The following is a 22,812-nucleotide window of genomic DNA, read 5'->3' on the forward strand; positions in this document are numbered from 1 at the left end:
GCCGGGGAGTCTGCCATACGGTTGAGGCTTTCTCAATCGACGCGCCGGACTTCCATTCAAAACTAATAGTTGTCATTGAAACGCGATTGCACCGCCTAGTGTTGTGGGCGTTGCCTGCCTAAATTTGTCTCCGTGGCCCCCGCCATCAGACATCGCAGTCAAACCGAGCACCCTGAAAGGAGATTCACCATGTCCGCCAACACCACCAACACCGCCATCAACGCTGCCAGCAAGGTCTGGTTCATCACCGGCGCTTCGCGCGGCTTCGGCCTGGAACTGACCCGTGCCGCGCTGGCACGCGGCGACCGGGTCGTCGCCACCGCGCGCCGCCCGGAAACCATCACCGCCGCACTGGGCGAGCACGATAACCTGGTGGGCGTGGCGCTGGACGTCACCAACGAAGCGCAGGCCATCGCCGCCGCCGAGGCCGCCGTGGCCCGCTTCGGCCGCATCGACGTGCTGGTCAACAACGCCGGCTACGGCCTGCTCGGCGCGGTCGAAGAGGCCTCCGCAGAGGAAGTCGAGCAGCAGTTCGCCACCAACGTGTTCGGCGTGCTGACCGTGACGCGTGCGGTGCTGCCGCAGATGCGCCGTCAGCGCAGCGGCCGCATCCTCAACATTTCGTCGATCGGTGGCTACGCCGCGTATCCCGGCTGGGGCGTCTATGGCGCCACCAAGTTCGCGGTGGAGGGCCTGACCGAAGCGCTCGATGCGGAACTGTCGCCGCTGGGCATCCGCGCCACCGTGGTCGAGCCGGGCTTCTTCCGCACCGACTTCCTCGATGCCAGCTCGCTGGTGCGCGTGCGCACCGAGATCGCCGCATATGCCGATACGGTCGGGGCAATGCGCGAGCACATGGCTTCGGCCAACCACCAGCAGCCCGGCGACCCGGCCAAGCTGGCGGCAGCCCTGCTGACCCTGGCCGACAGCGAAACCCCGCCAGTGCGGCTGCCGCTGGGCTCGGACACGGTCTACCGCATCACCGAGAAGAACCGCAAGGTGGAAAGCGAACTGGCCGCGTGGCAGGCGCTGGCGGTGTCGACCGACCACGACGACGTGCGCCGCTGATCTTGCTGCAGCGCACCAGCGCACGGTTTGCTGCAATGCGGGCATGCCGTGCGAAACGCGAAACGAGGCCGACCGAGCGCCGGCTTCGCCACTTGCGGGCCATCTTGCGTCAGGCAATGCACCGAGTCGGGCATCCGCGTATGTCGCTTCCGGCGAATTTCGCCAATAATTCCCGGACAGCCATTGCCGGACGAGAGCCACCATGCACGATAGTCCCGATGCCATCCGCACCGTCGCCTTGCTAGGGCACGCGGGGTGCGGCAAGACCTCGCTGGTCGAAGCGCTGTTGCACAAGGGCGGTGCCCTGCACACGCCCGGCAGCGTCGAACGCGGTTCCACGGTGTGCGACAGCGACCCGCTCGAGCGCAAGTACAAACGCTCGCTCACCACCGCCGCCGCCCACCTGCACTACCGCGACACCCGCATCTACCTGCTTGACACCCCCGGTTATCCCGACTTCTCCGGCCTCGCCATCAGCGCGCTGGCGGCGGTGGAAACCGCCGCCATCGTCATCAATGCCCAGACCGGCATCGAGATGACCACGCGCCGCGCGATGGCGTGGGCGCAGGCGCGCCAGCTGTGCCGGATGATCATCGTCAACGGCATCGACGGCGACAAGGTCGACCTGCCCGCGCTGCTTGCGGACATCCAGGAGGCCTTTGGCAAGGAATGCCTGCCGATCAACCTGCCTGCCGGCAACGGCAGCCAGGTGGTGGACTGCTTCTTCAATCCGGCCGGCGAGTCGGATTTTTTATCTGTTCCCGCCGCCCACGATGCGCTGATCGACCAGGTGATCGAGATCGATCCCGAACTGATGGAGCTGTACCTGGAACAAGGCGAGGCGATCACGCCGGAGCAGCTGCACGCGCCATTCGAGCGCGCGCTGCGCGAAGGCCACCTGGTGCCGATCTGCTTTACCTCGGCCGCCACCGGCGCCGGCATCACGGAACTGCTCGACGTGTTCGTGCAACTGCTGCCCAACCCGACTGAAGGCAATCCGCCGCTGTTCTATCGCGATACGGGCGATGGCAGCGAACACCGCAAGGCCGTGCGCGCCGAGCCCGTGCCTGACAAGCACGTGCTGGCCCATGTCTTCAAGGTGGTGATCGACCCCTATGTCGGCAAGCTGGCGGTGTTCCGCATCCACCAGGGCACGGTCACGCGCGACAGCCAGCTCTATATCGGCGACGGGCGCCAGCCGTTCAAGGTGGCGCACCTGCTGCGGCTGCAGGGCAAGGAGACCCAGGAGATCCCGCGGGCCGGCCCGGGCGATATCTGCGCAGTGGCCAAGGTCGACGAACTGGGCTTCGATGCCGTGCTGCACGACGCCACCGAGGACGGCAATATCCACCTGACGCCGCTGGAGTTCCCAACTCCCATCTACGGGCTGGCGATCGAACCGGCGCGGCGCGGCAACGAGCAGCGCCTGGCCGAAGTGCTGCACAAGCTTAGCGCGGAAGACCCGTGCCTGCGCGTCGAGCATCCGGTTGGCACCAATGAGACCGTGGTGTTCGGCCTGGGCGAATTCCATCTGCGCTGCGCGCTGGAGCGGCTGACCGAGCAATACAAGCTGGAGGTGGTGACGCGCCCGCCCAAGATTGCCTATCGCGAAACCATCGGCGGCAAGGCCGAGGGCCATCACCGGCACAAGAAGCAGACCGGCGGCGCCGGGCAGTTCGGTGAAGTGATGCTGCGCGTGGAGCCGCTGGCGCGCGGCGAGGGCTTCGACTTTGTCGATGCGGTCAAGGGCGGCGCGATTCCCGGCCAGTTCATTCCCGCCGTGGAAAAAGGCATCCGCCAGGTGCTGGACAGCGGCCCGCTGGCGGGCTTCCCGATGCAGGACGTGCGCGTGACCGTGTATGACGGCAAGAGCCATCCGGTCGATTCCAAGGAAGTCGCGTTCGCGACCGCCGGGCGCAAGGCCTTTATCGACGCGGTGCTCAAGGCCAGGCCCAGCGTGCTGGAACCGATCGTCGACATCGAGGTGACGGCGCCGGGCACAGCCATGGGCGACATCATCGGCGACCTCTCAACCAAGCGCGGCCAGGTCCACGGCACGCGCACCGCGGTCGGCAACGCCGTGGTGGTGGCCGGCCAGGTGCCGCTGTCCGAGCTCAACGACTACCAGTCACGGCTGAACAGCATCACCGGCGGCCACGGCAGCTATACCATCCAGTTCAGCCACTACGACAACGTGCCGCCGGCGCAGCAGGACAAGATGGCATCGAAACACAAGGCGCAGCAGGATACGGATTGAGGGGTTCGCGCCCGCGGCTGCATCTAGTACGTTTCCAGATGCAGCCGCCCTTCCCGCTTCAACCCTTCAGCCAGCGCCTCCCATTGCAGCCCCGCCTGCTGCGCGACGTCCCTGAGCGCCAGCACCACGCCCTCTTCCATGCTCTTTAGCCCGCACACATAGAAGCAGGTATCGGGACCCGCCAGCAACGCTGCCAGGTCCGCCGCGCGCTCGCGCATCAGGTCCTGCACGTAGCGCTTCGGCTGCCCCGCCGTGCGCGAGAACGCCAGGTTGATGTCGATGAAATCCTTGGGCAGGTTCTGCAGCGGGCCGAAATACGGCAGCTCCTCCTGCGTGCGCGCCCCGAAAAACAGCATCAGCTTGCCGCCGTCGAACTTGCCGGCCTTGCGCAAGCGCCGGCGCCATTCGGTCATGGCCCGCATCGGCGCGCTGCCGGTGCCGGTGCAGATCATCACGATGTTGGAGCGCGGGTGGTTCGGCATCAGGAAGCTGGCGCCGAACGGGCCGATCACCTCCACCTTGTCGCCAACCTTCAGGTCGCACATGTAGTTGGAGGCCACGCCGCGCACCGGGTTGCCGTCATGGTCCTGCAGCACGCGCTTGATGGTCAGCGACAGGTTGTTGTAACCGGGACGCTCGCCGTTGCGCGGGCTGGCGATCGAGTACTGGCGGGCATGGTGCGGGCGGCCGCCGGCGTCGGTGCCCGGTGGCACGATGCCGATGGACTGGCCTTCCAGCACCGGGAACGGGGTCGCGCCAAAGTCCAGCACGATGTGATGCGTGTCGTACTCGCGCCCCACTTCGGTCACGCGTACATTGCCGGTCACGGTAGCGGTGATGGTCTTGTTGGCGGACTTGGCGCCATACAGGTTGGTGTAGGCATGCGCGGCGGACCACGGCGGCACGGTGGCGCCGTAGCGGGCGCTGTTGACGGCGTCTTCGCCGGTGCCGGCCAGCGGCGACGCGGCGGGAATCTCCGGCGCGGCGGTCTGCAGCTCGGCGCCGGGCGCCAGGTCGGCCAGTTGCTCGGGCGTCAGCTCTTCCGGCAGCGTGTCCCAGCTGAGTTGCTCTTCGATGCTGTAGGCGCGCAGCTTCGGCATGGCGCGCCAGTTGTCGATCGAGCCGGTCGGGCACGGGGAAATGCAGGCCATGCACAGGTTGCACTTGTCGGCATCGACCACGTAGTTGCGCGAGTCGTGCGTGATCGCGCCCACCGGGCAGGTCGCTTCGCAGGTGTTGCAGCGGATGCAGATCTCGGGATCGATCAGGTGCTGCTTGATGACTTGAATTTCTGCCATGTCCATGGCGGTCTCCACAGGATCAGGGGCGTTCGGGGTGAGGGTCGTTGTTGCAGCGGCGCTTCATGGACGCGCCTGCCCTCTCCCCCGGCCCCTCTCCCGCAAGCGGGAGAGGGGAGCAAACAGGGAGCAAAGGGTAAGGCCGTGGCTCAGTTGAACCGCACGTACTCGAAATCCACCGGCTGGCGGTTGATACCCATCACCGGCGGCGCAATCCAGTTGGCGAACTTGCCCGGCTCGACCACGCGGCCCATCAGGCTGGCGACAAAGGCGCGGTCGCCTTCACTGGGCAGCCACTGGTCGCGGAAGTCGCGCCATTCGGCGTCAGAGATCACGCGGCCGTCCGGCGATACCTTGACACCCGCCAGCGCGCCGATATTGCGGTGGAAGGCCTTGTGCGGCACCTTCAGGCGGAACGGGATGCCGGCCTTCTCGATGACCTTGTTCCAGCGCTCCACACCGCCCATGCTGTCCTTGATGTAGTCGTCGCGCAGCACTTCGTTGAGCGCGTTGAGCATCGGCACTTCCTTCTCGGTCAGCTGGCCGTTCTGCGCCTGCAGGATGCGGTAGGTCTGACCCTTGAGCACGTGGTCGTCCATGCGCTTGCCTTCTTCGTAGCGGCCCTTGAGGCCGGTGCTGTAGAAGGTGGCGGCGTTGCTCGACTCATCGGCGCCGAACAGGTCGATGGTGACGCTGTAGTGGAAGTTCAGGTAGCGCTGCAGCGTCGGCAGGTCGATCACGCCGGCCGCGCGCAGCTTGGCGGGATCGTCGGTCTTGAGTTCGTTCATCACCTGGCAGGTGCGCTGGATCACGCGCGACACGCCGGACTCGCCCACGAACATGTGGTGCGCTTCTTCGGTCAGCATGAACCTGGTGGTGCGCGCCAGCGGATCGAAGGCGCTTTCCGCGAGCGCGCACAGCTGGAACTTGCCGTCGCGGTCGGTGAAGTAGGTGAACATGAAGAACGACAGCCAGTCCGGGGTCTGTTCGTTGAACGCCTGCAGGATGCGGGGATTGTCCTGCTGGCCGCTGCGGCGCTCCAGCAGGGCCTCGCCCTCCTCGCGGCCGTCGCGGCCGAAGTACTTGTGCAGCAGGTAGACCATCGCCCACAGGTGGCGGCCCTCTTCCACGTTGACCTGGAACAGGTTGCGCAGGTCGTACATGCTGGGGGCGGTGAGGCCCAGGTGGCGCTGCTGCTCGACCGACGCCGGTTCGGTATCGCCCTGCGTCACGATGATGCGGCGCAGGTTGGCGCGGTATTCGCCGGGCACGTCCTGCCAGGCGTCTTCGCCCTTGTGGTCGCCGAAATGGATCTTGCGGTTGGCCTCGGCCGGGTTCAGGAAGATGCCCCAGCGGTAGTCCGGCATCTTGACGTGGCCGAAGTGGGCCCAGCCCTGCGGATCGACGCTGATCGCGGTGCGCAGATAAATGTCATGGCTGTGCGAGCCTTCCGGCCCCATGTCGTTCCACCAGCTCAGGTAGTTGGGCTGCCATTGCTCGAGCGCACGCTGCAGGGTGCGGTCTTCGCTCAGGTTGACGTTGTTGGGGATCTTGTCGCTGTAGTTGATGCCGGACATTGTGGTCTCCTTCAGGGGACGATTCGGTTGTCGTGTAAGGCTGGATCAGACGCGGTTCCAGTCGAAGGCGGCTTTGTCGCCCTTGCCGTAGACCTTGAGCGCACCCTTGTCGCCCACCGCGTTGGGGCGCTGGAAGATCCAGTTCTGCCATGCGGTCAGGCGGCCAAAGATGCGGGTGAACATGTTTTCCTGGCCGTTGAAGCGCAGGTTGGCTTCCATACCGGTGAGCGCATCGGGCGACATCGCCACGCGCTCTTCCAGCGCGATGCGCACTTCGTCGGTCCAGTCGATGTCGTCGGGGTTGGCGGTGACCAGGCCCAGCGCATACGCGGCATCGGCATCCAGCGGCTGGCCGGCCTTGGCGCGCACCGCGTCCAGCGCGGGCTGCTCGTCGTAGAAGCGGCGGCCCAGCCGGCTCTGGCCGGTGGCCATCGGGTACAGGCCGAAATTGACTTCCGCCACGGTGATCTTCGGCGCGCGCTCCTCGTCGTCCGGCAGCGCCAGGTGGTAGCTGCGGTCGCAGGCCAGCGCCAGTTCCAGGAAGGTGCCGGCAAAGCACGATTGCGGCTCGATCAGCGCGAACAGGCTGCGCGACGACACATCCAGGCGGCTCAGCGTGCGGCGCAGCAGGCCGATGGTCTCGCGCACCAGCCAGTGGTCCTTGTGCGCCAGCAGCGCGGCGTCGGTGGCCAGCACCGCGGCGGCGTCGCCGCTGGTCTTGATCAGCCAGGTGCCGATGTCCAGTTCATTGGTGCGCATCGACAGGATCGCGTCTTCCAGTTCGCGTGCCAGTTGCAGCGGGTACCAGGCGGCGCCGGCGGCGACGATCTCCTCGATGCTTTGCGGTTGCGCACCGACGGGTGCCTTCACGGTAAAGGTCGCGGTACGGCCGGCGCGATCGATCTCGACCGTCACATGCATATAGCGCAGCGCATCCGCTTCGATCGTCCGCTCGATCGGCTCGAGCGCCACGCCCTGCGCATCGGCCGGACGATCGCTCTGCGCGGCCAGCGCCAGCGCGCGCTCCTGCACCTTCTGCGCGAACACGGCGGGCTTGGCGATATCGTCGACCAGGCGCCAGTCCTTGGCACGCTGGCCGCGCACCCCTTCGGTGGTGGTGCAGAAGATATCGGCGAGGTCATGGCGCACATGGCGCTTGTCGGTCACGCGGGTCAGGCCGCCGGTGCCCGGCAGCACGCCCAGCAGCGGCACTTCCGGCAGGCTCACGGCCGACGAGCGGTCGTCCACCAGCAGGATCTCGTCGCAGGCCAGCGCCAGTTCATAGCCGCCGCCGGCGCACGCGCCGTTGACCGCGGCCAGGAACTTCAGGCCGCTGTGCTGCGACGAGTCCTCGATGCCGTTGCGGGTCTCGTTGGTGAACTTGCAGAAGTTGACCTTCCACGCATGGCTGCTGACGCCCAGCATGAAGATATTGGCGCCGGAGCAGAACACCTTGTCCTTGCCGCTGGTGACGACCACGGTGCGCACTTCCGGGTGCTCGAAGCGGACGCGGTTGAGCGCGTCGTTCAGTTCGATGTCGACGCCGAGGTCATAGCTGTTGAGCTTGAGCTTGTAGCCGGGGCGCAGGCCGGCGTTCTCGTCGATGTCCACCGCCAGCGTGGCGACGGGGCCGTCGAACGTCAGCTTCAGGTGTTTGTATTGGGCGGGGGCGGTCTGGTAATCGACGCGGGGGGCGGTGGTCACGGCGGTGTCTCCTCTGCGAAACTGCACTATCGTGCATGAACAGGAATCTGGTAACACGAACTATAGTTCATCAATCAGATTTCATGCAAGCACTATTGTGCAGATCCTTCAAGAGGTGCGGGTCACCGCTCCGGATGCCGGGTTATTGCGCCCCTGCCGTCACAACGGCATGCGCAAGGCCTGGCGTACCAGCTCGCGCAGCGCGGCAAATGTGGGTTCCAGCGGCTGAGCGCTGGTGTCCAGCGAGAACTCCGCCTTGGAATAGAAGGCCGCGCGCCCGGCCAGGATATGGCGCAGGTCCTCCATCGCCTCCTTGCTGGCCGCCATCGGGCGGAAGTCGCCCTGCTCGCGCACCCGCTCCATATGGTCTTCCGGCTCCGCCTGCAGCCAGACTGTGGTGCAGTGGGCCAGCAACAGGTTGAAGGTGGCCGGATCAGAGACCAGGCCGCCGGGCGTGGCGATCACGGCCTCGGGATAGATCTGGATGGCTTCTTCCAGCGCGCGCCGCTCGTAGCGGCGATAGGCGTTCATGCCATACAGGCCCTGGATCTCCGAGATGCTGCAGCCGGCAAACTTCTCGATCTCGCGGCTCAGCTCAATAAAGGGGAAGTCGAGGTCTTCGGCCAGCATCCCGCCCAGCGTGCTCTTGCCGGCGCCGCGCAGCCCGATCAGCGCCACACGCGGGCTGCGCGCAGCCTGGCCGGCATTCTCGCCACCCGTGCCGAGCATCTCGCCCACGGCAATGCGCACGCGCCGCAGCGTGGCTTCGTCGCGGTGCTCCAGCAGTTCGCGCAACAGGATCCATTCAGGCGACGACGTGGTGATGTCGCCCAGCAGCCCGGCCAGCGAGCACTGCAGCGCATCGGCAATGTGCTGCAGCACCAGGATGGAAGCGTTGCCGCTGCCGTATTCCAGGTTGGCCAGGTGCCGCTCCGACACGCCGGCGGCCTGCGCGGCGGCCTTTCGGGTCAGGCCGCGGCAGGCGCGCAACTCGCGCACACGCTCGCCCAGCGCGACCAGAAACGGGTTCTTGTCAGTGCCGTTGGCAGCACGTGCATCTGAATCATGATGCAGGTCGACTTCCGGGGTTAACCCAGATTCATGCAATATAGTGCTTGACATGATTTCGGCGCGGCTCTATTTTTCATACATGCACAATAATGCATGAAGCCAGTGATGGCAACTGGCGAACCAGACGGAGCCCCCCCACTATGTCCCCCACAGAATTCCGCAGCCAGATCGCGCAGTTCACCGCGCAACTGGCAGGCCGTCCGCTGGATGCCGCACTCGATGCCTGGCTCAATGCCGAGCACGGCGCCGGCAGCCCCACCTACCAGCAACTTAAGGACGCCTGCCAGGCCGGCGTGGCCGAAGGCTGGCTGTGCGACCGCGAAGGCGGCGGCATCCGCTACGGCCGCATCTTCAAGCCGGCCGACGACCTGCACGGCTTTTCCGTCGACGTGGTCGAGATGCAGGACATTGCCGGCCCGCATCACACCCATCCCAACGGCGAGATCGACCTGATCATGCCGCTCGAGGGCGACGCGCAGTTCGACGGCCGCCCCGCCGGCTGGCTGGTATGCCCGCCGGGCAGCGCCCACCGCCCCACCGTCAGCAACGGCCGCGCGCTGGTGCTCTACCTGCTGCCGGAAGGCCGCATCGACTTCACGCGCTGAGATTCCCGATGACTGAATTGCTATCCAACTATCTCGGCGGCAAGTGGCAGGCCGGCAGCGGTGCCGGCACGCCCTTGTTCGATCCGGTGCTGGGCGACGAACTGGTGCGCGTTGACGCCACCGGGCTGGACCTCGCTGCCGGCTTCGCCTTTGCCCGCGAACAGGGCGGCGCGGCCCTGCGCGCGCTGACCTATCGCCAGCGTGCCGCGTTGCTGGCTGACATCGTCAAGGTGCTGCAGGCCAATCGCGATGCCTATTACGACATCGCCACGGCCAACAGCGGCACCGTCAGGAACGACTCCGCGGTCGACATCGACGGCGGCATCTTCACGCTGGGCACCTACGCCAGGCTGGGCGATACGCTCGGCGACCGGCACTACCTGCCGGATGGCGAGGCCGTGCGGCTGGGCAAGGACCCGTTGTTCCAGTCGCAGCACGTGCTGGTACCGACGCGCGGCGTGGCGCTGTTTATCAATGCCTTCAACTTCCCGAGCTGGGGATTGTGGGAGAAGGCGGCGCCGGCATTGCTGGCCGGCGTGCCGGTGATCGTCAAACCCGCTACCGCCACCGCCTGGCTGACCCAGCGCATGGTGCGCGACGTGGTCGAGGCCGGGGCGCTGCCGGCCGGCGCGTTGTCGGTGGTGTGCGGCAGCTCGGCCGGCCTGCTGGACCAGTTGCAGCCCTTTGACGTGGTGTCGTTCACCGGTTCGGCCGATACGGCCGCGGTGATCCGCTCGCATCCCGCCATCGCGCAACGCTCTGTTCGCGTGAATATCGAAGCGGACAGCATCAATTCCGCCGTGCTGCTGCCGCAGGACGGCCCCGATACCGCCGCCTTCGACCTGCTGGCGAAGGAAGTCGTGCGCGAGATGACGGTCAAGTCCGGCCAGAAATGCACCGCGATCCGGCGCGTGTTCGTGCCTGAAGCGCTGTATGGCCTGGCCGCCGAGGCGATCGGCGCACGGCTGTCGAAAGTGACCGTGGGCAACCCGCGCAACGATACGGTGCGCATGGGTGCGCTGGTCAGCCGTGCGCAGTTCAACGCCGTGCAAGACGGGCTGGCAACCCTGCGCAAGCACGCACAGGTGCTGCATGACGGCACGCAGCAGGCGCTGGTCGATGCCGATCCGGCCGTGGCCTGCTGCATCGGCCCGACGCTGCTGGGCGTGGCCGATGCGGACGCCGCCGCCGCGGTGCACGACACCGAAGTGTTCGGCCCGGTGGCCACGCTGCTGCCCTATCGGGATACCGCCCACGCACTGGCACTCGTGCGCCGTGGACAGGGCTCGCTGGTGGCATCGCTCTATGGCAGCGACGCGGCCGCGCTCGGTGCGGCCGCCGTCGAGCTGGCCGACAGCCATGGCCGCGTGCATGTGATCTCGCCCGACGTGGCGCAGCTGCACACCGGCCACGGCAACGTCATGCCGCAATCGCTGCATGGCGGCCCCGGCCGCGCCGGCGGCGGCGAGGAACTGGGCGGACTGCGCGCCCTGCACTTCTATCACCGGCGCAGCGCCATTCAGGCCAGTACCGCGGTGCTCGACGAACTCGCCTGACCGTTCAAGCCAACCCGCTTCACCGCGCCGCCACGTCCGCATGGCGGCGCGCGGCACACCGTACACCAGCAACGGGGAGACACCCATGACCGCCACACCCGCAGAACCACCCGTCCGGCCACCCGGCACGTCCTTCAACTTTGCCGGGCACCTGCTCGGCTGCAATGCCGGACGCGCCGGCAAGGTCGCCTATATCGATGACGACGGCCAGCTCACCTACGGCGAACTGGCGCAGCAGGTGCGGCGCCTGGCCGCGGCGCTGCTCGGCGCCGGCATCCGCCGCGAGGAACGCGTGCTGCTGCTGATGCACGACTGCAGCGACTGGCCGGTCTGCTTCCTGGGCGCGATGTACGCCGGCATCGTCCCGGTGGCCGTCAACACGCTGCTGACCGCCGACGACTACAGCTATATGCTGCAGCACAGCCGCGCGCAGGCTGTGCTGGTGTCGGCCGCGCTGCTGCCCGTGCTGCAGGAGGCGCTGGCCCGTCCGGGGCATGAAGTCGGGCAAGTGTTCGTGTCCCGTGCGCATGAGCCTCTGCCCGATGGCATGACGGCGCTGGATGCGCTGCTTGCCGCGCAAACGCCGTTGCAGGCGCCTGCCGCCACCAGTTGCGACGATCCCGGCTTCTGGCTCTACTCGTCCGGCTCGACCGGCCAGCCCAAGGGCGTGGTGCACAGCCACGGCAACCCGTACTGGACCGCGGCGCTCTATGCAGGCCCGGTGCTCGGCTTGCAGGAGCAGGACGTCTGCTTCTCTGCGGCCAAGCTGTATTTCGCCTACGGGCTGGGCAACGGCCTCAGCTTCCCGCTCAGCGTGGGCGCCACCGTGGTGCTGATGGCCGAGCGGCCCACACCCGAGGCCACCTTCCGCCGCTGGCTGCAACACCGGCCAACGGTGTTCTTCGGTGCGCCGACAGGATACGCCGGCATGCTCGCCTCGCCGGCGCTGCCGCAGCGCGCCGAGGTCGCGCTGCGGCTGTGCTCGTCCGCCGGCGAGGCCCTGCCCGCCGATATCGGCCAGCGCTTCACCGCGCATTTCGGCTGCGAGATCATCGACGGCATCGGCTCCACCGAGATGCTGCATATCTTCCTGTCCAACCGCCCCGGCCAGGTGCGCTACGGCACCACCGGCTGGCCGGTGCCGGGCTACGCCATCGAGCTGCGCGACGAAGAAGGACGCCCGGTGCCCGACGGCGAGATCGGCGACCTCTATATCCAGGGCCCCAGCGCCGCGCTGATGTACTGGGCCAACCGCGAGAAGTCGCGCGAGACCTTCCGCGGCGGCTGGACCAAGAGCGGCGACAAATACGTGCACAACCCGGATGGCACCTACAGCTACGCCGGGCGCAGCGACGACATGCTCAAGGTCAGCGGCATCTACGTTTCGCCGTTCGAGGTCGAGGCCACGCTGGTGCAGCACCCGGCAGTGCTGGAGGCCGCGGTGATCGGCGTACCCGACCATGAAGGACTGGTCAAGACCAAGGCCTTCGTGGTGCTGAAGGCGGGCGCGCAGCTTGGCGACGGCGAACTGAAGGCCTTCGTCAAGGAGCGGCTGGCGGCATACAAGTACCCGCGCGCGATCGAGTTCGTCGATACGCTGCCCAAGACCGCCACCGGCAAGATCCAGCGCTTCATGCTGCGCGAACGCGAACTGAAGGCCGCCGCAGAGCGCGCCGTCGCGGCGGCGTGAGCGGCAACGCCGCCCGCCCCGTCATACCACCATACCGGAGACAAACCATGCGTCAGATCGATGTCCACAAGCTGGCCGACGAGGCCCGCTTCAACCGCTTCCATGCGCTCATCCTGTTCTGGTGTGCGCTGATCATCATCTTCGACGGCTACGACCTGGCCGTGGCCGGCATCGCCCTGCCGTCGATCATGAAAGAGATGGGCGTGACCGCAACCAGCGCCGGCTTCATGGTCAGCTCGGCGCTGTTCGGCATGATGTTCGGCGCGATCTTCCTCGGCACCGTGGCCGACCGCATCGGCCGCAGGCGCGCCATCGCCATCTGCATCGTGCTGTTCAGTGTCTTCACCGCGGCGGCGGGCTTTACCAGCGACCCGGTGACGTTCAGCGTCACGCGCTTCCTGGCGGGCCTGGGCATCGGCGGCGTGATGCCCAACGTGGTGGCGCAGATGACCGAGTACTCGCCGCGCAAGCTGCGCGGCACGCTGGTGACGCTGATGTTCAGCGGTTATTCGGTGGGCGGCATGCTGGCCGCGCTGCTGGGCAAGGGACTGATCGAAAGCTATGGCTGGCAGTCGGTGTTCCTCGCCGCCGGCCTGCCGGTGCTGCTGGTCCCGCTGGTGCTGCGCTCGCTGCCGGAGTCGATGCCCTACCTGCTCCGCACCGGCCAGACCGACGCTCTGCAATCCGTGGTATCGCGCCTGGTGCCGTCGCATCGCGCGCAAGCCGGCGACGTCTTTACGCTGGCTGCGGACGACAAGGCCGGCAGCGCGCCGATCCGCCGCCTGTTCCAGGACGGCCGCGGCTTCAGCACGGTGATGTTCTGGGTGGCGTTCTTCATGTGCCTGTTCATGGTGTACGCGCTCAGCTCGTGGCTGACCAAGCTGATGGCCGGCGCAGGCTACAGCCTGGGCTCGGCGCTGACTTTCGTGCTGGTGCTGAACTTCGGCGCCATGCTCGGCGCCATCGGCGGCGGCTGGCTGGCCGACCGCTTGCCGATCAAGCATGTGCTGATCGGCATGTACACGCTGGCGGCAGTGTCGATCACGCTGCTGGGCTACCCGATGCCCAGCGCAGCGCTGTTCGTCGTGGTGGGCCTGGCAGGTGCTTCCACCATCGGCACGCAGATCGTCACCTATGCCTATGCGGGCCAGTTCTATCCGATGGCGGTGCGCGGCACCGGCATCGGCTGGGCGTCCGGCGTGGGACGCAGCGGCGCCATCCTGGCACCGATCGTGATCGGCGTGCTGGTTGGGATGTCGTTGCCGTTGCAGCAGAACTTCATGGCGATGGCGATTCCGGCGGTGATTGCAGTGGGGGCGGTGTCGATGATCAACCACCGGAGGTCGGCGTCGGCGCAGGCGGAAGTCGCTGCGGCGCCGGTGCGAGGAACTGTGAAGGAAGCCTGAGAGAAGTCAACCGCCAGTTGTTCGCTCCCTCTCCCGCTTGCGGGAGAGGAAGCGAACCGGCAGCGCTGAAAAGGACGTAGCTTACTTGCTGCCCTTCACCGTCGTGTACGCCGTAATCAAATTCCGGTAATCCGGAATATGGTTCGAGAACAGCGTGCCCAGACCCTCGATGTCGTTGCGCCAGTCGCGGTGCAGTTCGCAAGCCACACCGAACCACGTCATCAGTTGCGCGCCAGCATCCGACATCCGCTGCCAGGCCGAATCGCGCGTGATTTCATTGAAGGTGCCCGAGGCATCGGTCACGACAAAGACTTCGAAACCCTCTTCGATCGCCGACAACGCCGGGAAGGCCACGCACACTTCGGTGACCACGCCGGCGATCAGCAGCTGCTTCTTGCCGGTGGCACGCACCGCGGCAACAAAGTCCTCGTTATCCCAGGCGTTGATCTGGCCCGGGCGCGGAATGAACGGCGCGTCAGGGAACATGGCCTTGAGCTCAGGCACCAGCGGTCCGTTGGGACCATCCTCGAAGCTGGTGGTCAGCACGGTCGGCAGCTTGAAGTACTTGGCCAGGTCGGCCAGTGCCAGCACATTGTTCTTGAACTTGTCGGGCTCGATATCCCGCACGAGCGACAGCAGGCCGGCCTGGTGATCGACCATCAGGACGGCGGCCTGGCTCTTGTCAAGGCGCTTGTAGGGCTTGCTCATGGTGTGCTCCTGTCAACAAAAAAAGGTACGCACGCTTGGCTTGAGCCACGCGTGCGTACCCCTGGGTATGCCGTGCGTTACCGGCAAGGCGTCAGCGCTGGGAGTCCAGCACCTCGTGCTTCTTCTCGACGTCCTGCGCCTTGAGATAGCTTTCAATCAGCAGGCGGTAGGCCGGGAAGATCTGCGTGTAGACCTCGGCCCATTCCTGCGCGTCCGGACGGTTCCAGCTCTGCTGCAGCTCCGAGGCCACGGCGGCGGTATCCATCGGCACCACGCCGGCCTGGACGACGCGCGCCAGGGTGATTTCCTGCGCCATCTTGGAATACGTGCCCGACGCATCGATCACCGCGAACACCTTGTAGCCGTCAGCCACCGCGCTGATCGACGGGAATGCCATGCACACGCTGGTGATGGTGCCGGCGATGATCAGGGTCTTCTTGCCGGTCTCACGCACCGCGGCGACGAAGTCGGGGTTGTCCCAGGCGTTGATCTCGCCCTTGCGCGCGACGTATTTGGCATGGGGGGCGTTTTCGTGGATTTCCGGGATCAGCGGGCCGTTCGGGCCTTGCGGCACGGATGCCGTCGTGATCACGGGCAGCTTGCACAGCGTCGCCATCTTGGCCAGCGCGGCCGCACGGGCGCGCAGCTCAGGCATCGGCATGTCGCCAACGGTCTGGAACAGGCCACTCTGGTGGTCGATCAGCAGCATGGCCGTATCGGCGGGATCCAGTACCGGACGCTTGCCGTTGAAATTCGCGGGTGTGGTCATTTGGCTTTCTCCTATGCGGTTGGCGAAACCGGCGACTCCGGGCAATCCCCAAGCCGACCGTGTGGCCAAAGCATAGGTCTTGGCAAATCGCATCGCTAGGATGGAAAATCTGCCCTCAGCGTCCTACTGGCAGGACGACAGGAGCCGCCCGCTTGCATCCCGACCTGAATGACCTGTATTACTTCGCGCAGGTAGTCGATCACCAGGGCTTTGCGCCCGCCGGGCGCGTGCTCGGCATACCCAAGTCCAAGCTGAGCCGGCGCGTGGCGATGCTGGAAGAACGCCTGGGCGTGCGCCTGATCCAGCGCTCGACGCGGCGCTTCTCCGTGACAGAACTGGGGCAGACGTACTACGCCCATTGCAAGGCCATGCTGGTGGAGGCCGAAGCGGCCGAGAGCGCGATCGAGCAAACCCGCGCCGAACCCAGCGGCCTGGTGCGCATGAGCTGCCCGGTGGCGCTGCTGCACGCACGGGTGGGCGACATGATTGCGGATTTCATGGCGGCCAACCCCAAGGTCATCGTGCACCTGGAAGCCACCAACCGGCGCGTGGACGTGGTGGCGGAGGGGATCGACCTGGCCATCCGCGTGCGCGTGCCGCCACTCGAAGACAGCGACCTGGTGATGCGCGTGCTGGCCGAGCGCGCCTGGTGCTTCGTGGCCAGCCCGGCGCTGCTGGCCGGCCATGGGCCGCTGCTGGCACCCGCGGACCTCAACGTGCTGCCAACGCTGGACCTGGGGCCGCCGCGCCCCTCGCACACCTGGTCGCTATACGGCCCCGATGGCGCCAGCGCCGAGCTGCACCACAAGCCCCGCCTGGTCACCGACGACATGATCATGCTGCGCACCGCGGCCGTGGCCGGTGCCGGCATCGTGCAGCTGCCGGTCATGATGATGACCGACCAGCTGCGCGATGGCCGGCTGGTAAAAGTCCTGCCGGACTGGTCGGTCAGGGGCGGCGTGATCCACGCCGTGTTCCCGTCACGGCGCGGGCTGCTGCCTTCGGTGCGTGAACTGATCGACTTCCTGTCGCAGCGCTTCGCGCAGATCAGCGAACTCTAGGCATCGCAAGGCGGCCGCGCCAGGGGCACTGCCCGTCACGCGGGCAGGATTGGCCCGGAAGTGGTATCATCCAGGATCCTATGCACGGATCGGCAACGCCCGACCTCTGTGCGCCAGCCGCAAACAATCCCACAAAAGCATTAGCGGCGGCTTATCGGGCGTACACCCGATGCGTCTTTGGGCCAGCCGATGCAGAACGGCCCACCACCCTATCCGACCAGCGGCACGTCCGCTCCGCAACGATCGCTCCTGTACCTGGCGCATCGGCCTGCGCAGGCATGGTCCACTTCACGCCAGATGCAACGCCTGCGCAGCCGCGCGGGCCCGACGCTGGCCTACAGCAACGGCGAACGGCCGCCACCGCGCGACGCCTGCATCGGAACGATGCTCCGCGCCCCTGCGGCCGTGCCTCAGAACAGGCATCACATTGAATCGAGTCAACCCTACCCCTTACACCGTTTCCGTCTATCCCATCCAGCAGGAACCCGGCCTCTGGTTCGCGACCTACATGATTGCGGAATACCGCAATGGCGCCGAACGCATCGTCGCCAACGTGGCAATGCGCCACGACACGCACCGCTCTGAAGCCCGCGCCAGGCAGTCCGCCCGCCGTGCCGGCGAACGCGCCGCAGCACGCCTGCGCCAGCAGTAAGCCAGGCACCGTAAGCCCCATCCCATCGGCCAGTTGGTGTCCAGTTGGCCGTCACAACAGCTCGCGCACAAGCGGCGCGGCTACAGCAAGGAGCCTCCTTGGCAAAAGAAGAACTGGTCGAATTCGGCGGCAAGGTGTCGGAAGTCCTGCCCGACAACCGTTTCCGCGTGATCCTGGAAAACGGCTTCGAAGTCTGGGCGTATTCGTCCGGGCGGCTGAAGAAGAACCGCATCCGCGTGCTGGCGGGCGACCGCGTCACGCTGGAGATGTCGCCCTATGACCTCACCAAGGGGCGCATCAACTACCGGCACAAGTCGTAGGCCGTCGTCATGGCATGCGCCGCGCCGGCGCGTGCCGTCCCGCTAACGATTCATCCCTCAATCAAGGAGAACCGATCATGTCCGTCATCGAAGAATGGGAAGCCGTGCACCTGACGCCCGAAGGCTGGCAGGCAGGCAGTTACCGGCATGCACCGTGGCAGGCGGTTGAAGTCGCACCGCCCGCTTCCGGCGTGCTGACCGTCAGGCGCCACGTAACGGCCACCTATTGCGGGCCGTCGCGCGCGGTTGAAGACCGTACTCCCGAGATTACCGACATGGCGCTGATCGAAGCGCTGCTGGAGCGCCACGGCGACCCGGTATTCCAGATCTGACTGACCTGGCTTGACGACTGCGTGCGGCCTCAGCCAAGCACGCGCACATGCGGCCGGGCCGTCCTGAGCCCCGCGCCGACCGGCCTCAGTTCGCCGTCCCATGGCGCGGCGGCGAGGTCCAGCACCGCATCGCCTTCGCGCGCCTTGTCGTGCAACTGGTCGCGTACCACCTGGCCAATGGCCAGGCGGCACAGCACCTCGCCGCTGGCGGCAAGCTGGCCCTGCAGGGCCCCTGGCTCGGCCAGCACGCCGAACGACCGCCGCCCCACACCCACGAAGCTGGTGAACAGCACCCCGGTGGGGCGCTCCGCATCGATAAAGCAGACTGCAACGTGATAGGTGATGCCTTTGCCCTCACCGGGCAACGTGCACAGAAAACCAGATGATCCCGAACGCATGTCCATGAACGGACTCCTTGCAGTCTGACGGATAGCGCCGCGCCTGTTTCCCCGCTCCGCAACTTGGCCTGTGACCAGGCCGCGCTACGGAACCGGATACCTAGATCGACGTCACGGATTCGCCGGCGACCAGGCCATTGATGATGTCTTCGCCGAACTGCAGCGCGCCGCGGCGCGCCGAGCCGATGTTCTCCCAGCGCGACTCGCTCATGGGGTACACGCGCGCATGGTCGCTGCCAGGGCGATAGCCCTCGCGGCAAATCACGATCGACGCGAGGAAGCTGTTGTCGGGCTTGGTGCGCGGCCAGGCCTGCTCAGGCCGATGGCGATAAACCAGGGGATACAGATCGAAACCCTTGTAGCTGGCAAAGGGCGTACTGCCGGGAACAGTGTTGCCGGGACTGCGGCTGGGACTGCTGTCGCTCACGACATCTCCATGCGGCATCGTGCCGCGCTGATGGGAAGGATTGCTGAACTCATTGGATCACGCGCACGGCATGAGCCATGGCCCGGCGCGGGCGTCAGCGGCGCAAATGCACCACGGCGCCAGGGCCCGTCGTCGGAGCTTCAGGATGCCATCGGCGCGCCGGCCGCTATTACCGACACCCCCGGCACCGCGCCATTGATGATGGCCTCGGCATAGCGCAACGCACCGCGTCGCGCGCCACCGACGTTATCCCACGGTGCGGCGTCCAGGCGGAACGTGCGCGCCTGCATGCCTTCTGGCGACTCGCCTTCCAGGCAGATCACCACGGCAGCATCGAAGGAACGGTCCGGCCGCGGCTCGGGCCACACGCGCTCGGCGGCGTGCTTGTACACAAGGGGATAGAGGTCGTAGCCCTTGTAAGTTGCAGCCGGATAGATATCCATGGCAGCCTCCGCCGTTTGGTGATCCTGCCCCCACTCTACGCTTGTTGCCGCGCCAGCAGTGGCTTTATTTCACGGTTGCGGGGAATTGCGGCAACGGAAATAAAAAAGCTCCGCGTTGGCGGAGCTTTTTTCATTGGACTGGCGCCTCGGCGCTCAGCTCAACTCAGGTCGGTGCGATTCAGATCGGCTCGATCTTGGTCGCGGCCGGGCCCTTTTGGCCGACGCCAGCGACGTAACGCACCTTCTGGCCTTCTTGCAGCGACTTGAAGCCGTTGCCCTGGATTTCGGAGAAGTGCGCGAACAGGTCGTTGCCGCCTGCATCAGGCGTAATGAAGCCAAAACCCTTCGAATCGTTGAACCACTTGACGGTACCGGTTTCCATGTTGGATTCCTCAATAAGTTTTTTCTCACCGGCAAAAGCGCCGGCAAGGCATGACGATCAAGGAAGACACAAGGAGAAAAAGTGGCGCCGTGTGGGCAAGCACCTGGACTTCTAGGTTGCTGCTTGAAAGATCCTGCACTCATCCTTATACAGGCCCCACCCAGGCGTGTCAACGAACTTCACCGGATCGGGCCCAAATCACGGGGAAAGTGCGGGTTGAGGGTCTCGCCGGGCGAAATCCTGTGTATGCGGCATGTACCCCTCCCACTTCCGGCCCCGAAGGCGCCGGCATGCTACAGTGGCCGATCGAACGGAACAGACACGGATGACACTCTGCACTGCCTGCCAGGCCATTGAACGCCACGTGCGCGGCGCCCCCGGGCACGCGGCACTGCGCATCACCGACACCCGACGCATCAAGCCCGCCGGCTCCGCCGCCGTCACCATCAGCAGCTTCGTCTGCCAGGACTGCGGCGCGCTCTGGACCTACCGGGACCAGAAGAGCGGCCCGGAACAGGGGTGGGACATCCATATGGAAGCGCAGCAGCCATAACGCCTTCCGCGGCGCAAAGAAAAACCCCGGGCCAGGGCCCGGGGTTGCGACACCTGCCGGCCCGCCGAGCGGGCCAGTCCGGTCAGGCCGTCACGGTCGACAGCGCGGCGTTCAGCGTCTGGCTCGGGCGCATCGCGGCGCTGAGCTTGTCGGCTTCCGGCATGTAATAGCCGCCGATATCCACCGGCTGGCCCTGCACGGCGCCGAGTTCGCCAACGATCTTCTGCTCGTTGTCGGTCAGCGTCCTGGCCAGCGGCGCGAACTTCGCGGCCAGTTCGGCGTCCTCCGACTGGCCGGCCAGTTCCTGCGCCCAGTACATCGCCAGGTAGAACTGGCTGCCGCGGTTGTCCAGCTGGCCGGTCTTGGGCGACGGGCTCTTGTTGTTGTCCAGCAGCTTGCCGGTGGCAGCATCCAGCGTCCTGGCCAGGATCTTGGCCTTGGCATTGCCGGTCTTGATGCCAACGTCTTCCAGCGACACCGCCAGCGCCAGGAACTCGCCCAGCGAATCCCAGCGCAGGTGGTTTTCTTCCACCAGTTGCTTGACATGCTTCGGAGCCGAACCGCCGGCGCCGGTCTCATACATGCCGCCACCGGCCATCAGCGGAACGATCGACAGCATCTTGGCGCTGGTGCCCAGTTCCATGATCGGGAACAGGTCGGTCAGGTAGTCGCGCAGGATGTTGCCGGTCACCGAGATGGTGTCCAGGCCGCGGATCACGCGCTCCAGCGTGTAGCGCATGGCGCGCACCTGCGACATGATCTGGATGTCCAGGCCGTTGGTATCGTAGTCCTTCAGGTAGGTCTCGACCTTCTTGATCAGCTCGGCTTCGTGCGGACGGTACGGGTCCAGCCAGAACACCGCCGGCATGCCCGAGTTGCGCGCGCGCGTCACGGCCAGCTTGACCCAGTCGCGGATCGGCGCGTCCTTGACCTGGCACATGCGCCAGATGTCGCCCTGCTCGACGTCCTGCGTCAGCAGCACTTCACCAGTGGCCAGGTCGACGATGTTGGCGACGCCGTCTTCGGCGATCTCGAAGGTCTTGTCGTGCGAGCCGTATTCTTCGGCCTTCTGCGCCATCAGGCCCACGTTGGGCACGGTGCCCATGGTGGTCGGGTCGAAGTTGCCGTTGGTCTTGCAGAAGTTGATGATCTCCTGGTAGATGCGGGCAAAGGTGCTTTCCGGGATCACGGCCTTGGTGTCCTTCGGACGGCCGTCGGCACCCCACATCTTGCCGCCGATGCGGATCATGGCCGGCATCGAGGCATCCACGATCACGTCGTTGGGCGCGTGCAGGTTGGAAATGCCCTTGGCCGAATCCACCATCGCCAGTTCCGGGCGATGCTCGTGGCAGGCGTGCAGGTCGCGGATGATCTCTTCGCGCTTGGAGCTGGGCAGCGCCTCGATCTTCTCGTACAGGTTGACCAGGCCGTTGTTGACGTTCACGCCCAGTTCGTCGAACAGCGCGCCGTGCTTGGCGAAGGCTTCCTTGTAGAAGATCTTGACGGCGTGGCCGAACACGATCGGGTGCGACACCTTCATCATGGTCGCCTTGACGTGCAGCGACAGCATCACGCCGGTCTTGCGCGCGTCTTCGAACTGCTCTTCATAGAAGTCGCACAGCGCCTTCTTGCTCATGAACATGCTGTCGATGATCTCGCCATCCAGCAGCGAGACCTTGGGCTTGAGCACGATGGTCTTGCCGCTCTTGGTGACCAGCTCCATCTTGACGTCACGCGCGCGGTCCAGGGTCATGGACTTTTCGCCGTGGTAGAAGTCGCCATGCTTCATGTGCGCCACGTGCGTGCGCGAGGCCATGCTCCACTCGCCCATGCTGTGCGGGTGCTTGCGCGCGAAGTTCTTGACCGCTGCCGGTGCGCGGCGGTCGGAGTTGCCTTCGCGCAGGACCGGGTTCACGGCCGAGCCCAGGCACTTGGAATAGCGCTTCTGGATTGCCTTTTCTTCGTCGTTCTTCGGATCTTCCGGATAGTCCGGCACCTTGTAGCCCTTGCCCTGCAGTTCGCGGATGGCGCTGACCAGCTGGTGCACCGAGGCGCTGATGTTCGGCAGCTTGATGATGTTGGTGTCCGGCAGCTGGGTCAGCTTGCCCAGCTCGGCCAGGTTGTCCGGCACGCGCTGCGCTTCGGTCAGGAATTCGGGGAACTCGCCCAGGATACGGCCCGCCACCGAGATGTCGCTGGTGGTGACGTTGATGCCGGCGGGCTTGGTGAAGGTCTGGATGATCGGGAGGAACGCACTGGTCGCCAGCAGCGGAGCTTCGTCGGTCAGCGTGTAGATGATGGTGGGTTGCTGGGTACTCATTGCTTCTCTCAGATCCTCGAACGGGTGGTAGGACATCCGCCTGCTGGGTCACAGCGCGGCAGCATACTAGGCGAAAAATAGAATTTTGCCTCAGTTTGCTTTCAGGGGCCTGAAAACCCACTGCTTTTTGCGCGGCTATCGGCAGAAATCCGGATGCCGGTGCCGCGTTGGGCCCGCCCGCACAGCATGATCGTTCGCAGATTGCACCGGCACGG

General features: G+C 65.9%; 22 protein-coding genes. 11 read left to right on the plus strand and 11 right to left on the minus strand.

What is annotated here, in order from left to right; genetic code table 11:
• The first annotated feature begins 189 nt into the window (after window positions 1-189).
• Together I6H87_RS28420 and fusA are read left to right on the plus strand one after the other, a co-directional pair.
• Window positions 190-1,068, plus strand: a complete 879-nt coding sequence (locus I6H87_RS28420; RefSeq protein ID WP_010812848.1) for an oxidoreductase — start codon at window positions 190-192, stop codon at window positions 1,066-1,068.
• Window positions 1,069-1,270: 202 nt separating this feature from the next.
• The gene (gene fusA / locus I6H87_RS28425; RefSeq protein ID WP_010812847.1) at window positions 1,271-3,325 is read left to right on the plus strand and encodes an elongation factor G; all 2,055 of its coding nucleotides are present in this window, start codon (window positions 1,271-1,273) and stop codon (window positions 3,323-3,325) included.
• A 23-nt stretch (window positions 3,326-3,348) separates the two neighbouring features.
• Here fusA and boxA read toward each other — a convergent pair whose 3' ends face one another.
• The 4 genes from boxA to I6H87_RS28445 form a co-directional block, all read right to left on the minus strand.
• Window positions 3,349-4,629, minus strand: coding sequence for a benzoyl-CoA 2,3-epoxidase subunit BoxA (boxA, locus tag I6H87_RS28430; protein ID WP_010812846.1), 1,281 nt, complete (start codon window positions 4,627-4,629; stop codon window positions 3,349-3,351).
• 143 nt (window positions 4,630-4,772) lie between these two features.
• Window positions 4,773-6,200 carry a benzoyl-CoA 2,3-epoxidase subunit BoxB gene (gene boxB / locus I6H87_RS28435; protein WP_011617542.1) on the minus strand — a complete coding sequence of 476 codons (1,428 nt, stop codon included), beginning with the start codon at window positions 6,198-6,200 and terminating at the stop codon, window positions 4,773-4,775.
• A gap of 45 nt (window positions 6,201-6,245) precedes the next feature.
• Window positions 6,246-7,904 carry a 2,3-epoxybenzoyl-CoA dihydrolase gene (gene boxC, locus I6H87_RS28440; RefSeq protein ID WP_010812844.1) on the minus strand — a complete coding sequence of 553 codons (1,659 nt, stop codon included), beginning with the start codon at window positions 7,902-7,904 and terminating at the stop codon, window positions 6,246-6,248.
• Window positions 7,905-8,063: 159 nt separating this feature from the next.
• Window positions 8,064-9,026, minus strand: a complete 963-nt coding sequence (locus I6H87_RS28445) for a helix-turn-helix transcriptional regulator (protein WP_011617543.1) — start codon at window positions 9,024-9,026, stop codon at window positions 8,064-8,066.
• A gap of 89 nt (window positions 9,027-9,115) precedes the next feature.
• Between I6H87_RS28445 and I6H87_RS28450 the strand changes: the two genes are divergently transcribed.
• The 4 genes from I6H87_RS28450 (at window position 9,116) to I6H87_RS28465 (ending at window position 14,232) form a co-directional block, all read left to right on the plus strand.
• Window positions 9,116-9,580: a DUF4863 family protein gene (locus I6H87_RS28450; protein ID WP_010812842.1), complete on the plus strand. Its 465-nt coding sequence runs from the start codon at window positions 9,116-9,118 to the stop codon at window positions 9,578-9,580.
• 8 nt (window positions 9,581-9,588) lie between these two features.
• The gene (locus I6H87_RS28455; RefSeq protein WP_011617544.1) at window positions 9,589-11,136 is read left to right on the plus strand and encodes a 3,4-dehydroadipyl-CoA semialdehyde dehydrogenase; all 1,548 of its coding nucleotides are present in this window, start codon (window positions 9,589-9,591) and stop codon (window positions 11,134-11,136) included.
• Between the two features lie 85 nt (window positions 11,137-11,221).
• Window positions 11,222-12,826 (plus strand): benzoate-CoA ligase family protein, encoded by a 1,605-nt coding sequence (locus I6H87_RS28460; RefSeq protein ID WP_011617545.1) that lies wholly within the window; start codon window positions 11,222-11,224, stop codon window positions 12,824-12,826.
• Window positions 12,827-12,873: 47 nt separating this feature from the next.
• On the plus strand, window positions 12,874-14,232 hold the full coding sequence (locus tag I6H87_RS28465; protein WP_010812839.1) for an MFS transporter: 1,359 nt from the start codon (window positions 12,874-12,876) through the stop codon (window positions 14,230-14,232).
• Window positions 14,233-14,313: 81 nt separating this feature from the next.
• On the opposite strand, the gene ycaC is transcribed toward I6H87_RS28465, so the two are convergent.
• Complete coding sequence (ycaC, locus tag I6H87_RS28470; protein ID WP_010812838.1) at window positions 14,314-14,940, minus strand: isochorismate family cysteine hydrolase YcaC; 627 nt, start codon at window positions 14,938-14,940, stop codon at window positions 14,314-14,316.
• A gap of 91 nt (window positions 14,941-15,031) precedes the next feature.
• Window positions 15,032-15,709 carry an isochorismatase family protein gene (locus I6H87_RS28475; protein WP_010812837.1) on the minus strand — a complete coding sequence of 226 codons (678 nt, stop codon included), beginning with the start codon at window positions 15,707-15,709 and terminating at the stop codon, window positions 15,032-15,034.
• A gap of 152 nt (window positions 15,710-15,861) precedes the next feature.
• Between I6H87_RS28475 and I6H87_RS28480 the strand changes: the two genes are divergently transcribed.
• From I6H87_RS28480 to I6H87_RS28495, 4 genes are all read left to right on the plus strand, one after another.
• Entirely contained in the window at window positions 15,862-16,770 is a 909-nt protein-coding gene (locus I6H87_RS28480; protein WP_011617546.1) for a LysR family transcriptional regulator, read from the plus strand.
• A gap of 427 nt (window positions 16,771-17,197) precedes the next feature.
• Window positions 17,198-17,422 (plus strand): hypothetical protein, encoded by a 225-nt coding sequence (locus I6H87_RS28485; RefSeq protein ID WP_037023361.1) that lies wholly within the window; start codon window positions 17,198-17,200, stop codon window positions 17,420-17,422.
• Between the two features lie 98 nt (window positions 17,423-17,520).
• Window positions 17,521-17,742, plus strand: coding sequence for a translation initiation factor IF-1 (infA, locus tag I6H87_RS28490; RefSeq protein WP_008646230.1), 222 nt, complete (start codon window positions 17,521-17,523; stop codon window positions 17,740-17,742).
• Window positions 17,743-17,819: 77 nt separating this feature from the next.
• Window positions 17,820-18,074, plus strand: a complete 255-nt coding sequence (locus I6H87_RS28495; protein ID WP_010812834.1) for a hypothetical protein — start codon at window positions 17,820-17,822, stop codon at window positions 18,072-18,074.
• A gap of 29 nt (window positions 18,075-18,103) precedes the next feature.
• On the opposite strand, the gene I6H87_RS28500 is transcribed toward I6H87_RS28495, so the two are convergent.
• The 4 genes from I6H87_RS28500 to I6H87_RS28515 all read right to left on the minus strand — a co-directional run bounded on the left by I6H87_RS28500 (window position 18,104) and on the right by I6H87_RS28515 (window position 19,724).
• On the minus strand, window positions 18,104-18,478 hold the full coding sequence (locus tag I6H87_RS28500; protein ID WP_010812833.1) for a hypothetical protein: 375 nt from the start codon (window positions 18,476-18,478) through the stop codon (window positions 18,104-18,106).
• A 94-nt stretch (window positions 18,479-18,572) separates the two neighbouring features.
• Window positions 18,573-18,899 carry a hypothetical protein gene (locus I6H87_RS28505; RefSeq protein ID WP_010812832.1) on the minus strand — a complete coding sequence of 109 codons (327 nt, stop codon included), beginning with the start codon at window positions 18,897-18,899 and terminating at the stop codon, window positions 18,573-18,575.
• Window positions 18,900-19,039: 140 nt separating this feature from the next.
• Entirely contained in the window at window positions 19,040-19,342 is a 303-nt protein-coding gene (locus I6H87_RS28510) for a hypothetical protein (RefSeq protein WP_010812831.1), read from the minus strand.
• Window positions 19,343-19,520: 178 nt separating this feature from the next.
• Complete coding sequence (locus I6H87_RS28515; RefSeq protein WP_010812830.1) at window positions 19,521-19,724, minus strand: cold-shock protein; 204 nt, start codon at window positions 19,722-19,724, stop codon at window positions 19,521-19,523.
• A gap of 325 nt (window positions 19,725-20,049) precedes the next feature.
• Between I6H87_RS28515 and I6H87_RS28520 the strand changes: the two genes are divergently transcribed.
• Window positions 20,050-20,277 carry a hypothetical protein gene (locus I6H87_RS28520; RefSeq protein WP_010812829.1) on the plus strand — a complete coding sequence of 76 codons (228 nt, stop codon included), beginning with the start codon at window positions 20,050-20,052 and terminating at the stop codon, window positions 20,275-20,277.
• A gap of 82 nt (window positions 20,278-20,359) precedes the next feature.
• On the opposite strand, the gene I6H87_RS28525 is transcribed toward I6H87_RS28520, so the two are convergent.
• Window positions 20,360-22,597, minus strand: a complete 2,238-nt coding sequence (locus I6H87_RS28525; protein ID WP_011617548.1) for an NADP-dependent isocitrate dehydrogenase — start codon at window positions 22,595-22,597, stop codon at window positions 20,360-20,362.
• Between the last annotated feature and the right edge of the window lie 215 nt (window positions 22,598-22,812).

The sequence above is a fragment of the Cupriavidus necator genome (genome assembly GCF_016127575.1).
Lineage (GTDB): Bacteria > Pseudomonadota > Gammaproteobacteria > Burkholderiales > Burkholderiaceae > Cupriavidus > Cupriavidus necator_D.

Coding starts and splice junctions, on each gene's coding strand:
- I6H87_RS28420 (WP_010812848.1), top strand. CDS start 190: ATGTCCGCCAACACCACCAACACCGCCATCAACGCTGCCAGCAAGGTC.
- fusA (WP_010812847.1), top strand. CDS start 1,271: ATGCACGATAGTCCCGATGCCATCCGCACCGTCGCCTTGCTAGGGCAC.
- boxA (WP_010812846.1), bottom strand. CDS start 4,629: ATGGACATGGCAGAAATTCAAGTCATCAAGCAGCACCTGATCGATCCC.
- boxB (WP_011617542.1), bottom strand. CDS start 6,200: ATGTCCGGCATCAACTACAGCGACAAGATCCCCAACAACGTCAACCTG.
- I6H87_RS28445 (WP_011617543.1), bottom strand. CDS start 9,026: ATGTCAAGCACTATATTGCATGAATCTGGGTTAACCCCGGAAGTCGAC.
- I6H87_RS28450 (WP_010812842.1), top strand. CDS start 9,116: ATGTCCCCCACAGAATTCCGCAGCCAGATCGCGCAGTTCACCGCGCAA.
- I6H87_RS28455 (WP_011617544.1), top strand. CDS start 9,589: ATGACTGAATTGCTATCCAACTATCTCGGCGGCAAGTGGCAGGCCGGC.
- I6H87_RS28460 (WP_011617545.1), top strand. CDS start 11,222: ATGACCGCCACACCCGCAGAACCACCCGTCCGGCCACCCGGCACGTCC.
- I6H87_RS28465 (WP_010812839.1), top strand. CDS start 12,874: ATGCGTCAGATCGATGTCCACAAGCTGGCCGACGAGGCCCGCTTCAAC.
- ycaC (WP_010812838.1), bottom strand. CDS start 14,940: ATGAGCAAGCCCTACAAGCGCCTTGACAAGAGCCAGGCCGCCGTCCTG.
- I6H87_RS28475 (WP_010812837.1), bottom strand. CDS start 15,709: ATGACCACACCCGCGAATTTCAACGGCAAGCGTCCGGTACTGGATCCC.
- I6H87_RS28495 (WP_010812834.1), top strand. CDS start 17,820: ATGTCCGTCATCGAAGAATGGGAAGCCGTGCACCTGACGCCCGAAGGC.
- I6H87_RS28500 (WP_010812833.1), bottom strand. CDS start 18,478: ATGGACATGCGTTCGGGATCATCTGGTTTTCTGTGCACGTTGCCCGGT.
- I6H87_RS28510 (WP_010812831.1), bottom strand. CDS start 19,342: ATGGATATCTATCCGGCTGCAACTTACAAGGGCTACGACCTCTATCCC.
- I6H87_RS28515 (WP_010812830.1), bottom strand. CDS start 19,724: ATGGAAACCGGTACCGTCAAGTGGTTCAACGATTCGAAGGGTTTTGGC.
- I6H87_RS28520 (WP_010812829.1), top strand. CDS start 20,050: ATGACACTCTGCACTGCCTGCCAGGCCATTGAACGCCACGTGCGCGGC.
- I6H87_RS28525 (WP_011617548.1), bottom strand. CDS start 22,597: ATGAGTACCCAGCAACCCACCATCATCTACACGCTGACCGACGAAGCT.